Below are 15,274 nucleotides of genomic sequence, written 5' to 3' on the forward strand. Positions count from 1 at the left end.
AGCAAAAGATACACTTGACTGGAATTTCAAAACGTCTGTTATAAAGAAATGGGATCCGGAAGAAGTAAGGATTACTAAAGGTGAATTTAATGATTATGCTTCTGTGCAGTTGGGAAAATGGAACCATGTATTAGGAATAAAGCAGAATCAGGTAGATAGGTTTGTAGCATCGGTAAAAGAGTATATCCGATCAGCGCAAAGAAATGATAACTATAAGGCAGGGGTACTGAACAATCAAGATGAAAAGTACAAGGTTATGTGTACAAAGAACAGGTTAAGGATAGAAGTATATTTGAAGAAGGAAAAGGAATGGAAAGTGAGGCTGGACAAAAAGGGGATTGACAAAAGCTACGCGGATAAGATTGTTCAGGAAAAAGGGATGTTGAACACAACACTGAAATTTCCGGATAGCAACTTATCTATCACATTGGGGAAATTTTTTGACACATCGGCATTTCTCTCATTTATAAAAGCGCGTTTGGAAGAGCCGCAGAAGAAAGATTAAGAGACAGGAACGGAACTTATAATAGGTAATCAGTTGACTATCTGATTGATGCGTTTTTGCTTCTAAATGGCTTAAGTGTTTGTGATGTAACTTGTTTTGTAATTTCTTATCTTCAGATTGATTTCATCGGTTTTTAGTAGGCTTTAATTAATCCGTATTTGACCTGATATTGCAATTGGGCGACAGGTGGTGGTTATTTTTGGGGAATATTTTTCGTTTTGGTATTGAGACTAACAGGATTGATTAGAAGGTGGGGTCTGGTATTAGTTATGGTCTTAGGTGGCTAAAGGCGATTAAACCAGGTGATTTCAGTCATTGTCAAAACCAGCTATGATATGAATGATCAACTAACAGGTTCAAAAGATGGCAAGTCTTCTGTAAACAGGTTGAACCAAAACAGCAGTAGTCTTGACTCCAAATTCGGAAGCAACCTTGATGCTAAAAACCAGTTTGCTGATAATGTAAATCCGGTTACCCAATTGGCCAGCCAGCAGGCCGCCCCCAAGCAAAATCAGAACGGAGGGAATAATGGCACCTCTAAGCCAACTTCCAAAACTGAAAACAAAACCGGACTTCCTGATAATCTGAAGGCAGGTATTGAAGGCCTTTCGGGGTATTCAATGGATGATGTAAAGGTGCATTACAACTCAAGCAAACCAGATCAACTTCAGGCTTTGGCGTATGCACAGGGCACAGACATTCATGTTGGGCCTGGGCAAGAACAACACCTTCCCCATGAGGCCTGGCATGTGGTACAGCAGAAGCAAGGGAGAGTGAAGCCTACCAGACAAATGAAAAGCAAAATGGATATCAATGATGACCCTGCATTGGAAAAGGAGGCTGATGTGATGGGGAAGAAATCCCTGTTTCAGCAACAAGCGCAGCTTAATCCGAAACAGGCATTAGCTAATACGGGGCAGCAGGTGGTTCAGCGTGTCGTGAAAGTAAAGGGGAAAAGTATAGTCCCTGAGGATTTCAAGGATGTTATTGCCTCTTTAAGCAATTTTTTGTCCACTCAAGGTCTTAACTGGACTCCGGTACATGCCGCATTATTAACGCTTTGGCTCCAGGATAGGGATAATTTTATAGTGGCTGATGATATCGAGAGCTTGATTTATAATCTCTATTATCATGGAGATGACGAGACGTCATGGCAGAACATGCAAAGGGTGCCTTTGCTGCCCAATGATTTGCAAGAAGGACAAAAAAGGCGTAAACGCGAACGAATGGCTAGTTTGCTTGAGCCTTCCAAAGTACAGACAACAAAGTCAGTTGAGGGGCTCGAGAAGTTGGGCGATGATCAGCTACTTCGGTTGGCAATGAGAAACAAAAATGAAGAGGAATTTTGGAAACGAGGTGAAAGTGGTGAGCTGTTTGTAGCAAAAAGGAGAAAATTGGCTGAGGAAGATGAAGCACGGATAGTAGCTTCCGGTGATGTTGATGACCCTTCTTATGTAGTATGGAAAAAGGGACGTCAATTGGGACACAGGTATAAAGGGTCAAAGAAAGGTAAAAATCATTCAAAGAAACGTACCTATGGAAGTAAAAAAGACAGAGAAGGTTACGAATATAAAGGAAGTGGGTTAGTAGACGGGCACTCGGTACAAGCACAGGATGATCAGCTTATATTAGGGCCGACACAATCCGAAGCCAAACATTGGACAACTACAGTCAAAACTTCTTCCGGACCCGGTGCGACTTATGATGATTGGTCGTACCTGCCCAAAAATGAAAAAGATCAGAGATTTATAGAAAAGATGCCTTACAATTTTTATTGGGAAAATCAGGAGCAGGGCAGGCATTTTAGACAGAAGGGCATTGAGGCTCCTGCATTAAAAAATAAAACGTCCTTTTTGCATCTGAATGAATATACTGGGGATACCTTTAATCCTAATAATGGTAATGCTATGGATCATGAGTATGAAATCCCGAGCAGGATAGATTATCTTTTGGATGACGGAGCTGGCACAAAGGAGCATCTGATTGCTGACAACAGGCCAAAAGCAGATTATAGTAAACCGCAAAATTATGACCCCAAAACACATCAGTATGGAGATGTAAAGGGTGCTCCCAGTCATAAAAAGAATAAGAATTTAGGTGGAATAAGCGTTACAGAACATGTTAAACTGGCTACACAACCAACTACAAAAGATTTTTCTAAGGCAACAGTGTTGCGGCCCCATAGTCCGGGGTTTAGTTTTCTGCCGTTTGATCGGTACGAGGATGCCGGGTATTTATCACCGCCACCTTCTCCACATCATGTGTCTTTCAATCTGGACCAGGAAAGTATGGACCTGGATGGTGATCATCGCGAAAAAGCTGATTTACAACATAAAAATATGCTGGTTGATAAGGTTGCTTATGATAAAGCCAAAAAGAAAACCAGAATTTCTCTGTCCGCTATCAAAAAATCTTCACCTAAGGACTGGGTGCCTGACGTAACTAAATTTGGTCTATTGGTAAACACGTATGGAGCTAATGGAGTGGGGCCTAATATGAATAATGGCCAGGATTATTTACCTACGGATAATCAGAACCTGCAATTAACACAGGCAAATTTGAGTTTGAACTGGATATTACCAGATGGCTTCTGCATTTTTAATTCCGTAGGGGCAGTTACCAACCAAAATGGTGTAGATGTATGGAACGCCGTGCTTAATGCAATAGATAACAACATAAATAATATTCAACACTGGATTGAAGCAACTTATGGAGGAGGAAATTTCACTACCTGGCAGCAGGCGCGAGAGACTGTGTTAAACATAAGAAGTTTTTGGGGTACTCCGAGAGCAGATATTGTTTTACCGTTGATTGCAGAAGTCCTTAACCAAGGCTTTACGGTTATTCAGGATAACCAACCAGCAATAGATGTTAAGCAATCTGGGGGGCTTGTACTTGTGAAAGTGATTTCCCCACATGAACATTATCACGCCACAAGATAATGAAGCCTTATTGATCTGTTTAAATCCGTGATCCAACAATAAGAAGAAAGCCCGCTTCCACGGGCTTTCACTATCTACATCTTCGCTAAACTTTCTTCCAATACCTTCAGCTTAGCTTCGGCATCGGCTTTTTTCTTCTTTTCCATCTCCACTACCTGGGGAGGAGCGTTGTTTACAAAGCGCTCATTGCTAAGCTTCTTGTCGACAGAAGTAAGGAAGCCCCTGGTATACTCCAGCTCCTTTTGTAGTTCTTCGCGCTCTTTGTCCAGATCAATGCTGCCCGCCAAAGGAATGAAAAATTCATCACCTTTTAAGACGAAGCTGGCTGCATTGTCTTCTTTTTGGTCAGTAGACTCTATAGCCTCAAGGTTGGCCAGTTTGAGTATTACCGGAGTAAAGGTGCTGAACTGGCTAAAGTTCTCAGACTTTATTTTAAGTGTAAGCAAGTCCTTTGGAGAGATTTGCTTTGAGTTTCTGATATTTCTGATATTCGTGATGATCTCAAAAGCCTGCTCAGCAGAAGCCAGTATTTTTTCATCATACTTGCCGGCTTTTGGCCATTCAGCTACTATAATACAGTCTTTGCTGTCCCTTTCCTTTAACTCGTGCCATAGCTCTTCTGATATGAATGGCATGAACGGATGAAGCATCTTCATCAGTTTTTCAAAGAAGTTGATGGTGCTTTCCAGCGTTTTAGGGTCTATCGGCTTTTGATATTCCGGTTTTATCATTTCCAGGTACCATGAGCAGAAGTCATTCCAGATCAACTTATAGATCGACATCAGGGCATCAGAGATCCTGAATTTTGAGAAGTGGTCTTCAACTTCCACTAAAGTCTGGTCGAAACGGGCCTGGAACCAGGCGATAGGAGCCTCATTTTGGGCGCCACCAAGGTTTTTATCTACTTCCCAGCTCTTTACCAGCCTGAATGCATTCCAGATCTTGTTGGCAAAGTTTCTTCCCTGCTCGCAAAGCTTCACGTCAAAGGGCAGGTCATTACCGGCGGGAGAGCTGAATAGCATACCTGTTCTAACACCGTCGGCACCATACTCCTTAATAAGATCAATCGGGTCTGGTGAGTTGCCTAATGATTTGGACATCTTCCTACCCTGCTTGTCTCTTACTATACCGGTAAGGTAAACATTTTTAAAAGGCTTCTCGCCTTTATACTCATACCCGGCTATGATCATTCGAGCCACCCAGAAGAACAATATTTCAGGGGCCGTTACCAGGTCATTGGTAGGGTAATAGTAGTTGATGTCCGGATTATCCGGATTTTTGAATCCATCAAATACCGAAATGGGCCACAGCCATGACGAGAACCAGGTGTCCAGTACATCTTCATCCTGAGTAAGCTGGTCTATGGTTATATTCGGGTCAAGTTCTTTGGCCTTTTCCAATGCCTTCTCTTTGGTTACGCCCACTACATACTTGCCGTTGGGTAGGTAGTATGCAGGAATTTGGTGTCCCCACCAGAGTTGGCGTGAAATACACCAGTCACGAACGTTTTCCATCCAGTGACTGTAGGTGTTCTTAAATTTCGGCGGTATAAGCTGAATTTCGTCGTTCATCACGTTTTCCAATGCAGGCTTTGTGATGTCTTCCATTTTGAGGAACCACTGCATGGAAAGTTTAGGCTCTATTACCGCGTTAGTTCTTTCTGAGAAGCCAACATTATTGGTGTAGTCTTCAACTTTCGAAAGCTGGCCAACGGCATCAAGCTCTTTGGATATTTTCTTCCTTACAACAAACCTATCCTCACCCACAAAAATCTGGGCTTTTTCATTAAGCGTGCCATCGTCATTGAGGATGTCGATTGACTCCAGGTTGTGCTTAATGCCAAGTTCGTAGTCATTAATATCATGGGCAGGGGTTACTTTTAAGCAACCTGTACCAAACTCCATGGATACGTATTCATCTTCTATAATAGGAATAGACCTGTTGATCAAGGGCACCAAAGCTCTTTTTCCCTTCAGGTGCTGGTGCCTTGGGTCATTAGGATTAATGCATATGGCAGTATCACCCAGTATAGTTTCAGGGCGGGTGGTAGCCACAGTCAAGAAGGTGTCCTCGTCTTCTATTTTATAATTTACATAGTACAGTTTCGACTGTACCTCCTTATGGATTACCTCGTCGTCAGACAATGCAGTTTTTCCCTGTGGGTCCCAGTTTACCATTCTTACGCCACGGTAAATGAGGCCTTTGTTATGCAGGTCAACAAATACTTCGATCACGGCCTCGGACAGGCTTTCCTCCATAGTGAAGCGTGTCCTGTCCCAGTCGCAGGAAGCACCAAGCTTTTTCAACTGCTCCAGGATGATGCCTCCATACTTCTCTTTCCATTCCCAGGCATATTTCAGGAACTCATCTCTGGTAAGGTCCTTTTTGTTAATACCTTTTTCCTTTAACATAGCCACTACCTTGGCTTCCGTAGCAATCGAAGCGTGGTCTGTTCCGGGTACCCAGCAGGCTTCTTTGCCTTCCATACGGGCTTTCCGGATCAGTACATCCTGAATGGTATTGTTAAGCATGTGGCCCATGTGCAGCACACCGGTGACGTTCGGTGGAGGGATGACAATGGTGTATGGTTCTTTATCAGGGTTTGGTTCCGAATGGAAAAATTTGTTGTCCATCCAGTGCTTGTACCATTTGTCTTCTACCGCAGACGGGTCATACTTAGTTGAAAGTGACATATGCTTTTCTGGTTGCTTTAAAAATTTTAAGTCTGCAAAATTATGAAATTAAACCTAATTGAAGTCCTTTGAAGGTCAAAAATAAGACAGCTAAGGGTGGGTACATCCCTGGCTTATTTCCTGACTCTTAGTGCCGTGGAATGCTTGCTTCTGGACAGCACAAAAGAGCTTTGCACATGGGCAATATTGGTGTTGACGGATAGTTTGGTCAATAAAAAAGCTTCATAGGCCTCCATGTCTTTGATGATTACCTTGAGGAAAAAATCAAATCCCCCGGCCACATGGTAGCACTCTGTTACCTCATCAAATTTATTCATTTCGTCAATAAAACTTTCCAGGTAGGAGCGGGTATGGTTTTTCAGGCTGATGAAAATAAAAACCGTGAGTTTGATATCGAGCTTCTTCTGATTGAGCAACGCTACATACCTATCAATGATCTTCTCCCGTTCCAGGCGTTTGATCCTTTCATAGACCGGTGTAGTGGAAAGCTTGAGCCGGTCAGCAAGGGCTTTGGTGGTGATCCGCCCTTCCTTTTGAAGGATTTCCAGGATCTTAATGTCTGTTTCATCTAATTTAATGTCCATTGGAATGTTCTTTTTCTGTATTGGAGGTAAAATTTATTATCAAAAAGAAAAATCATCTGTAAATGTATGTTTAAAAATATGAAAACACCAGAATAGGGAAAAATTGCAGGACTTCATGATGTAAATCATTGTCAACATGCGACATTTGATATTAGAGTATAAAAATTACCAGAAAACATAGATGAAAGAATTACTTGAGAAATTTGAAAATAAAAGACCTGAGGTGGTTTTTGAATGGTACGATGATGAAACCGGAGCAGAAGGCTGGGTGGTGATCAACTCACTGCGCGGCGGGGCTGCCGGAGGAGGTACCAGGATGCGTAAGGGACTGGATAAACGCGAAGTGGAATCCCTTGCCAAAACCATGGAGGTGAAATTTACTGTTTCCGGCCCAGCCATTGGCGGTGCAAAATCCGGAATAAACTTCGATCCTAATGACCCTAGAAAACATCAGGTGTTAAAGAAATGGTTTGCCGCAGTTAAGCCGCTTTTAAAGAACTATTATGGCACGGGAGGGGACCTGAACGTAGATGAGATCCATGAAGTGATCCCTATTACCGAAAATAATGGTGTGTGGCACCCTCAGGAAGGCGTATTTTCAGGTCATTTCAAGCCTTCTGAGGCTCAGACAATCAACCGTATAGGCCAACTCAGGCATGGTGTGATCAAGGTGCTGGAGGATGAGAAATATACACCTTCACTGTCCAGAAAGTATACCGTAGCGGATATGATTACCGGTTATGGAGTAGCTGAGGCACTGAGGCACTACTACGACATCTGGGGCGGTAATATTGCCACCAAAAGAGCTGTAATACAAGGCTGGGGCAATGTAGGTGCGGCCGCAGGTTTTTACCTGGCTCAGATGGGCGTGAAAGTAGTTGGAATTATAGATCGTGAAGGCGGTGTTATTAACGAAGATGGTTTCTCATTTGATGAGATAAAGGCCTTTTTCCTGAACAGAAAGGGCAATCAACTCGTTGCTGATAATATAATCCCTTTTGAGGAGATTAATGAAAAGATCTGGGACATGGACTATGAAATATTCGTTCCCGCAGCAGCTTCAAGGCTGATCACCAGAGATCAGGTAGACAGAATGATTGCTTCTAACCTGGAGGTATTCTCATGTGGTGCCAATGTGCCTTTTGCAGACAAAGAAATATTCTTCGGCCCAATCGGTCTTTTTGCAGATCAGAGATGTTCGGTCATTCCTGATTTTATAGCCAACTGCGGTATGGCGAGAGTCTTTGCTTATCTGATGAGTGATGAAGTGAGCCTGGAAGATGAGGCCATTTTTAATGATACCTCAAACATTATTCGTAAGGCATTGGAGAAGGCGCATGCGGCCAATAAGGAGAAAACCAACATCGCCAGCACATCATTCAAAATAGCCTTAGAACAGTTAGTTTAACCTAAACAACAAAGCGTTATGCCAATATATCACCAACTAGGAAAAATTCCCCATAAGCGGCACACGACTTTCAAGAAGCCGGATGGGTCGTACTATTACGAAGAGCTGTTTGGTACCATAGGGTTCGACGGCATGTCGTCTCTATTATACCATGAGCACCGGCCTACTCAGGTAAAGGAGATCATGAACAAAAGGTCAGTCGCTCCTAAAATAGCAAGAGAGAACAACATTCAGTCTTACAGGCTCCGCGGTTTTCAGATCAGGCCGGAAGACGATTACCTGGACAGCAGGAAACCTGTGCTGGTCAACAGTGATGTGTCTATTATCCTAGCTGCCCCGAGAAAATCGGTCAGGGATTATTTCTATAAAAACACGGATGCAGACGAGCTGATCTTTGTGCATAAAGGCTCGGGCAAGCTGAGGACTTTTATGGGCAACATTGACTTTAAGTATGGTGATTATCTTCTGGTGCCAAGGGGGATGATCTATATCATGGATTTTGATACGGAGGATAACAGACTGTTTATTGTAGAATCCAACAGACCAATTTATACTCCTAAGAGGTATCGCAACTGGTTTGGACAGCTTTTGGAACACTCGCCTTTCTGCGAACGCGATATCAGAAGGCCGTCTGAGCTGGAAACATATGACAACAAAGGTGACTTCATTGTGAAGGTCAAAAAACAAGGTGACCTTTTTGATATGGTGTATGCCCGTCACCCGTTCAGTGTAGTAGGTTGGGATGGTTATAACTATCCTTATGCCTTCTCAATCCATGACTTCGAACCCATTACCGGTCGCGTACACCAGCCACCGCCAGTACACCAGACTTTTGAAACCGACGCTTTCGTAGTCTGCTCATTTGTGCCGAGACTCTACGATTACCACCCTGAATCTATCCCAGCTCCATACAACCACAGCAACATAGACTCAGATGAGGTGCTTTACTACGTAGATGGCGACTTCATGAGCAGAAACGACATCGAAGCCGGTCATATTTCACTACACCCGGCAGGCATCCCCCACGGTCCGCACCCCGGAGCCATGGAAAGAAGCCTCGGTAAAAAAGACACTCAGGAACTCGCCGTAATGGTCGACACCTTTAAACCCCTGATGGTGACTGAGGAAGCTATGGCTATTGCTGATGAGAGTTATTATAGGTCGTGGCTGGAATGATCGGTGACTGGTGATAGGTAATCGGTGATAGAGTTAACGGAGACTTGGTAGTAAGTCAGAAGATCGGAGTCGGAAGTGATCGGTAGTGTGTTGGAGAATTGGAATAGTCAACGGAAAGCACAATTTGAACAAGTAAACCGTTTTAATTAAAACCGGTCAACTCTAATCAGGGAAGTGCACCGAACCTGAAACCGATTACTGATAACTGAATACAGAAAACTTAAGCACAAAAGAATTTAAAATATTTAAACGGATAAAAACATGGCAACTAACATAGAAAACACTCAACTGGAGAAAGTTTTCAAGGACGCAGAAGACTTCCTCCCACTTAACGGTACAGACTATGTCGAACTGATAGTAGGTAACGCCAAGCAGGCGGCGCATTTTTATAAGACGGCTTTTGGCTTTCAATCGCTGGCTTATTCAGGGCTGGAGACTGGTGTGAAGGACAAGGCTTCATACGTGCTGGTACAGGATAAGATCCGTCTGGTATTGACCACTCCTTTGGGACAGGGCGGCGAGTATAACAAGCACCTGGACCAGCATGGCGATGGTGTAAAGGTGGTCGCCCTTTGGGTAGATGATGCTACCAAATCATGGAAAGAGACTACTGCCAGAGGCGCTAAGTCATATATGGAGCCTACAAAAGTGGAGGATGAAAACGGGCACATCATCAAATCCGGTATTCATACTTATGGTGACACCGTACATATTTTCATTGAGCGTAAAAACTACAATGGCGTGTTTTTGCCCGGCTATAAGAAATGGGAAACTGTTTACAACCCTGAGCCTGTAGGGCTTCGCTATATCGACCATATGGTAGGTAATGTAGGCTGGAATGAAATGAATAAATGGGTGAACTTCTATAAAGATGTCATGGGATTTGCCCAGTTGGTATCTTTTGATGATAAGGATATTTCTACCGACTACACAGCCTTGATGAGTAAGGTAATGACCAACGGCAACGGAAGGATCAAATTCCCAATCAATGAGCCTGCTGAGGGTAAGAAAAAATCCCAGATTGAAGAGTACCTTGATTTCTACAATGGTTCCGGTGTGCAGCACATAGCAGTGGCTACCAACAATATCATTGAAACAGTAACAGCATTGAGAGACAGAGGGGTAGAGTTTCTGAGAGTGCCTGCTACTTACTATGATACTGTGCTGGATAGGGTAGGAGAGATCGATGAAGATCTCGATCCGCTAAAAGAGCTTGGAATACTAATTGACAGGGATGATGAAGGTTATCTGCTTCAAATCTTTACCAAGCCGGTGTGTGACAGGCCTACTTTATTCTTTGAAATTATCCAGCGAAAGGGTGCTAAGTCTTTTGGAAAAGGTAATTTTAAGGCCTTGTTTGAAGCCATAGAAAGAGAGCAGGAGCTGAGAGGTACACTGTAATTATAATTGTAATAAACACCGCGATCCCCTTTCCTGAACAAAGAAGGGGGATTTTGGTTGTTTTGTTGAATTCAAAAACCGTTTTAATAAATATGATAAAAGCGAACGACCCATCTCTGAAATCGTGGGTAGAAGTACCGGAAAATTCTGATTTCCCTATACAAAACCTGCCTTTTGGTATTTTTAAAACCGATTATATGGAGGCGGGTGCAGGAGTCGCCATTGGCGATTATATCCTCGACCTTACATACTTGCATGAAAATGGCTTTTTAGATGGGCTTGGATTGCCTTCGGGTGTGTTTAATCACCACTATCTCAATCATTTTATTGGTCTGGGCAAGGAGAAGACCCGCGAGGTCCGCAACAGGATCTCCGAACTACTTGAAGCAGGAAACGATGAATTGCGAGACAATAAACCAGCCAGGGAAATAGCACTCGTGCCTATGGATGAGGCTGAAATGCTCATGCCGGTGAAGGTGCCTAATTATACGGATTTCTATAGCAGTGAAGAGCATGCGACCAACGTTGGTACCATGTTCCGTGATCCGGACAATGCTTTGCTGCCAAACTGGAAGCACATCCCAGTAGGCTATCATGGCCGGGCTTCTTCTATTGTGGCTTCGGGCGTGGATATTCATCGTCCGAAAGGGCAAACCAAAGCCCCGGATGCGGATAAGCCGTCTTTTGGTCCGTGTAAAAGACTTGATTTTGAACTTGAAATGGCATTCATCACCTGCAAGGAGAATGGCCTGGGCAACAGTATACCTACCGGCAAAGCCGAAGATTTTATATTTGGTTTTGTGTTGTTCAACGACTGGTCAGCGCGTGACATACAGGTATGGGAGTATGTGCCATTAGGACCCTTCCTGGCTAAAAACTTTGCTTCATCTATTTCTCCATGGATTGTTACCATGGATGCCCTTGAACCTTTCAGGACCAAAGGCCCTGAGCAGAAGCCGGAAGTACTTTCATACCTTGAAGTAAAAGGTGAGAAAAACTTTGATATCAACCTCCAGGTGTTGTTGCAACCGGAGGGTGGTGAAGAAAATACGATCTGTAACAGTAATTTCAAATACATGTACTGGAATGTGAACCAACAACTGGCACATCATACCATAAATGGTTGCAACATCCAGGTAGGTGATATGTATGCCTCAGGTACTATCAGCGGGCCTACACCGGACTCATACGGATCAATGCTTGAGCTGGCCTGGAAGGGTACAAAGCCTATTAAACTTTCTGATGGCTCAGAGAGGAAGTTTCTCGAAGACGGTGATACCGTTATCATGAGAGGATATGCCGAAAAGGATGGCGTACGTATAGGTTTCGGTGAAGTAAGATCAAAAGTTTTACCAGCTAATTAATATGTTGAGAATAGATCCTAAAGAAGTATCTGTTGGAAAAATGCATGGCTATTTGCTGGGGGCAGTGGCACCCAGGCCGATAGCATTTGCCAGTACCATAGATAAAGAAGGCAATGTAAACCTCAGTCCTTTTAGCTTTTTCAATTGCTTTAGTGCCAACCCACCTATATTGGTGTTTTCACCGGCCAGAAGAGGTCGTGACAATACCACTAAGCATACCTATGAAAATGTGCTTGAAGTAAAAGAGGTGGTGATCAACATTGTTAACTACGACATGGTGGAGCAGATGTCGCTGGCCAGTACGGAGTATGGAAAAGGGGTTAATGAGTTTGAAAAGGCTGGTCTGACTCCTGTAGCTTCTGAGATCGTAGGGCCTCCCAGAGTGGGCGAGGCCCCGGCAGCTTTTGAGTGCAAAGTAATAGAAGTGAAGCCATTGGGTAACGAAGGAGGCGCAGGCAATCTTGTGATCTGTGAAGTGCTGCTGGCACACATTAAAGATGAGATATTGGATGAAAATCAGGTAATAGACCCCTTTAAGCTGGATGCTGTGGCCCGGATGGGGGGCAACTGGTATTGCAGGGCGCAGGGCGAATCTATTTTTGAAATTCCAAAACCATTGACTACCCTCGGTATGGGGGTAGATCAGATCCCTGAGCGGATCAGGTATAGCAAAGTACTTACCGGTAACAACCTGGGACGACTGGGAAATACCGAAGTGCTGCCTACTGACGATGAAGTAAAGGCTTATGCCATTAATGAAGAAGTAGGAAAGATATTGACAGGTTCATCAGATGTTGAAGGTGATTTACACAGGTTGGCTCAACAACATCTGGAAAATGGAGATGTCAAAACTGCCTGGAAAATTTTACTCCAGGACTATTAGACCTATGGTCTGTTAAATCAAGACTTCTGAAGTTTTAAACTTCGGAAGTCTTTTTTTATGCAATTTTATTCCTCGGTTTCAGCATCAGTCTCGGCCTCTACTTCCGGGGCGGTAACCTTAATGTGGTTTGGGTAGCTATTTGGACTTACCCTTTACATTTTTCTTTACCCTGACATAGATTAGTTTGGTGCGTCCACCGGCAGTCTCTCGTTGCTCAACCTCAAAGTTTTTAATAGACTTAATAAGCGGTGTTAACTTCTGGAACCCATAATTCCTGGAATCAAAATTTGGCTGCTTTTTTTGTAAGAGTCCACCAACATCACCTAAAAACGCCCATCCATCTTCGTCTTCAAGATCAGAAATGGTGGAAGATATAAGCCGGATATCTTTTTGTGTTATCTTATCTACATTGCTCTTTTTCTGTGATGTTGTTTCAGAAACCTCCGATGAACTTTCCTCCTGCTGGTTTTTAAGTATCTCTATGTATATAAATTTATCGCAAGCTACAATAAAGGGGTTCGGGGTCTTTTTTTCGCCTATGCCGAACACCTGCATTCCCGCTTCGCGTAGCCTTGTAGCCAGCCGTGTGAAATCACTGTCACTGGATACCAGGCAAAAACCATTGACCTTGCCCGAATACAGTATATCCATGGCATCGATGATCATGGCAGAGTCTGTTGCATTTTTGCCCGACGTATAACCATACTGTTGAATAGGAGTTATGGCATTCTCCAGAAGCAGGTTTTTCCATTTGGAGAGATTGGGTTTTGTCCAGTCGCCATAAATCCTTTTGATGGTGGGATTGCCATATTTGGCTATCTCTTCCATCATTTCTTTCAGGTAGGCAGAGGGTATGTTGTCGCCATCAATAAGTACTGCAAGGTTTAGGTTCATAGTTTTTAATATTCTTTTCCTTTTTGATGAAGAGGTACAAAATTAACGGTGTTTACCTGGTTTAGTTTATAATATCACACATTTGCAGGCTCTATCAGGTCCCATAGGTTTCCATACAGATCCTCAAATACAGCCACGGTGCCGTAGGGTTCTTTAGAAGGGCCTCGCACGATTTTAATATCATTTGTTAAAAGGTTTTGATAGTCCCTTTCAAAATCATCGGTATGCAGGAAAAGGAAAACCCGCCCACCGGTTTGGTTGCCGATTCTCGATCTTTGTTCGTCATCAGCGGCCTTCGCCAGCAACAAGCTGCAATTGCCGGAGCCCTTTGGTTTTACAACTACCCATCTCTTGGTTTCACTCATTTTTGTGTCTTCGATCAGGTCGAAATGTAGTTTCTGAGTGTAAAATGCTATTGCATCATCGTAGTTTTCTACCACTATGGCTATCTGAACTAATTTTTGATTCATAGTTATGTTTTTAATCATCAAACTCGCCACCTGAGGGTATGGAGTTAATGAATTCATCAATATCATCGATCTCTTCAAACTCACCTGAGGGCAATGAAAACTCTACCTGCCCTATACTGCGGTCAGAGAACTTCGATATTTCACTGGATATGTGCAGGTTGAGGTCAATACCTTTCTTTAGCAGGTTCAGGCCCATATTCACCCATTTGTTTTTGGAAAGTTTTTCCAGGTCGGTTTCCTCCCGCTCTACGGAATCTATATGAAACATAATGCCTCTGGAAAGCTCATCGATTAACCTGGCCTGGTCGCTGTTAACTATGGAGTCGTTTTTAACACTTGAAAGAACCGTTTTAAATTCTGATTTCAATACGAAATTAGTTTTTGCGGGCAGGTTAGGGAAGATCATCTCAAGCAACTCCCGTTTGATTTGTAACTTCTTCGCGTCATACACTTCTTGTTGCAAAATGTCTTCCTTGTACAAATTGTAATCTGTGCTAAAACCTTCGATTACCACAGAGTCTTTTACAGTTCGAACAGGGGTATATGCGCTAAAGTATGAAAATGTGTTGCCTACTGGCGATGGGGTACTTCTGGGGAACGGCTTTTCGTTCACATAGGCCTGGTAAGCCTCTACAGTAAGCGTATGTCTGAATTTTTCTGCAATGCCTGCATAATAAAGCGTGACACTATCCTTCTCCAGGTCGATAATAATACCTGCATAGTTGTTGAATACATCATTCAAACCACCCAGTCGTTCCTCGCGTCTTATCGTGTTCTCCGAGATCAGGTAAGAAGTATGGACCTTGAAAAGGCTGCCGTAAAGACCTCTGGATTCTGATACAACAATTTCCCCTTCAAATGGTCCGTCAGGTAGTTCCCTGACTTCATCGTTTTTTTTATTTAAAAGATCACATGAAAATAGTAATACACTTATTGTCAGCAGAACAAAGGGCT

12 protein-coding genes are annotated in these 15,274 nt (G+C 43.2%); 7 read left to right on the plus strand and 5 right to left on the minus strand.

Features of this window, described 5'->3' with window-relative positions:
- Positions 1–505, plus strand: a 505-nt coding sequence (locus E1163_RS30540) for a hypothetical protein (protein WP_185156049.1), incomplete at its 5' end; no start/stop codon positions are given.
- A gap of 335 nt (positions 506–840) precedes the next feature.
- Entirely contained in the window at positions 841–3,447 is a 2,607-nt protein-coding gene (locus tag E1163_RS31005; RefSeq protein ID WP_221417983.1) for an eCIS core domain-containing protein, read from the plus strand.
- Between the two features lie 74 nt (positions 3,448–3,521).
- On the opposite strand, the gene E1163_RS10960 is transcribed toward E1163_RS31005, so the two are convergent.
- On the minus strand, positions 3,522–6,140 hold the full coding sequence (locus E1163_RS10960) for a valine--tRNA ligase (RefSeq protein WP_155171586.1): 2,619 nt from the start codon (positions 6,138–6,140) through the stop codon (positions 3,522–3,524).
- A 113-nt stretch (positions 6,141–6,253) separates the two neighbouring features.
- Positions 6,254–6,724, minus strand: a complete 471-nt coding sequence (locus tag E1163_RS10965; RefSeq protein ID WP_155171588.1) for an Lrp/AsnC family transcriptional regulator — start codon at positions 6,722–6,724, stop codon at positions 6,254–6,256.
- A gap of 181 nt (positions 6,725–6,905) precedes the next feature.
- On the opposite strand from E1163_RS10965, the gene E1163_RS10970 reads away from it, so the two are divergent.
- From E1163_RS10970 to E1163_RS10990, 5 genes are all read left to right on the plus strand, one after another.
- Positions 6,906–8,132 (plus strand): Glu/Leu/Phe/Val dehydrogenase dimerization domain-containing protein, encoded by a 1,227-nt coding sequence (locus E1163_RS10970; protein WP_155171590.1) that lies wholly within the window; start codon positions 6,906–6,908, stop codon positions 8,130–8,132.
- Between the two features lie 18 nt (positions 8,133–8,150).
- Entirely contained in the window at positions 8,151–9,308 is a 1,158-nt protein-coding gene (locus E1163_RS10975) for a homogentisate 1,2-dioxygenase (protein ID WP_155171592.1), read from the plus strand.
- A gap of 261 nt (positions 9,309–9,569) precedes the next feature.
- Positions 9,570–10,709: a 4-hydroxyphenylpyruvate dioxygenase gene (hppD, locus tag E1163_RS10980; RefSeq protein WP_155171594.1), complete on the plus strand. Its 1,140-nt coding sequence runs from the start codon at positions 9,570–9,572 to the stop codon at positions 10,707–10,709.
- Between the two features lie 92 nt (positions 10,710–10,801).
- Positions 10,802–12,073, plus strand: coding sequence for a fumarylacetoacetase (gene fahA / locus E1163_RS10985; protein WP_185156050.1), 1,272 nt, complete (start codon positions 10,802–10,804; stop codon positions 12,071–12,073).
- Between the two features lies 1 nt (position 12,074).
- Complete coding sequence (locus E1163_RS10990; RefSeq protein ID WP_155171596.1) at positions 12,075–12,956, plus strand: flavin reductase family protein; 882 nt, start codon at positions 12,075–12,077, stop codon at positions 12,954–12,956.
- Between the two features lie 135 nt (positions 12,957–13,091).
- Here E1163_RS10990 and E1163_RS10995 read toward each other — a convergent pair whose 3' ends face one another.
- From E1163_RS10995 to E1163_RS30545, 3 genes are all read right to left on the minus strand, one after another.
- The gene (locus tag E1163_RS10995) at positions 13,092–13,850 is read right to left on the minus strand and encodes an NYN domain-containing protein (protein ID WP_155171598.1); all 759 of its coding nucleotides are present in this window, start codon (positions 13,848–13,850) and stop codon (positions 13,092–13,094) included.
- A gap of 74 nt (positions 13,851–13,924) precedes the next feature.
- Entirely contained in the window at positions 13,925–14,320 is a 396-nt protein-coding gene (locus tag E1163_RS11000; protein WP_155171600.1) for a VOC family protein, read from the minus strand.
- A gap of 10 nt (positions 14,321–14,330) precedes the next feature.
- Positions 14,331–15,274: hypothetical protein (locus tag E1163_RS30545; protein WP_185156051.1), on the minus strand; the 944-nt coding region annotated here is incomplete at its 5' end.

This window comes from Fulvivirga kasyanovii, from assembly GCF_009711405.1.
Classification (GTDB): Bacteria; Bacteroidota; Bacteroidia; order Cytophagales; family Cyclobacteriaceae; genus Fulvivirga; species Fulvivirga kasyanovii.

Excerpts from the sequence above, each read along its gene's own strand:
- E1163_RS31005 (WP_221417983.1), top strand. The coding sequence starts at position 841 with ATGAATGATCAACTAACAGGTTCAAAAGATGGCAAGTCTTCTGTAAAC.
- hppD (WP_155171594.1), top strand. The coding sequence starts at position 9,570 with ATGGCAACTAACATAGAAAACACTCAACTGGAGAAAGTTTTCAAGGAC.
- fahA (WP_185156050.1), top strand. The coding sequence starts at position 10,802 with ATGATAAAAGCGAACGACCCATCTCTGAAATCGTGGGTAGAAGTACCG.
- E1163_RS10975 (WP_155171592.1), top strand. The coding sequence starts at position 8,151 with ATGCCAATATATCACCAACTAGGAAAAATTCCCCATAAGCGGCACACG.
- E1163_RS10990 (WP_155171596.1), top strand. The coding sequence starts at position 12,075 with ATGTTGAGAATAGATCCTAAAGAAGTATCTGTTGGAAAAATGCATGGC.
- E1163_RS10965 (WP_155171588.1), bottom strand. The coding sequence starts at position 6,724 with ATGGACATTAAATTAGATGAAACAGACATTAAGATCCTGGAAATCCTT.
- E1163_RS10970 (WP_155171590.1), top strand. The coding sequence starts at position 6,906 with ATGAAAGAATTACTTGAGAAATTTGAAAATAAAAGACCTGAGGTGGTT.
- E1163_RS11000 (WP_155171600.1), bottom strand. The coding sequence starts at position 14,320 with ATGAATCAAAAATTAGTTCAGATAGCCATAGTGGTAGAAAACTACGAT.
- E1163_RS10960 (WP_155171586.1), bottom strand. The coding sequence starts at position 6,140 with ATGTCACTTTCAACTAAGTATGACCCGTCTGCGGTAGAAGACAAATGG.
- E1163_RS10995 (WP_155171598.1), bottom strand. The coding sequence starts at position 13,850 with ATGAACCTAAACCTTGCAGTACTTATTGATGGCGACAACATACCCTCT.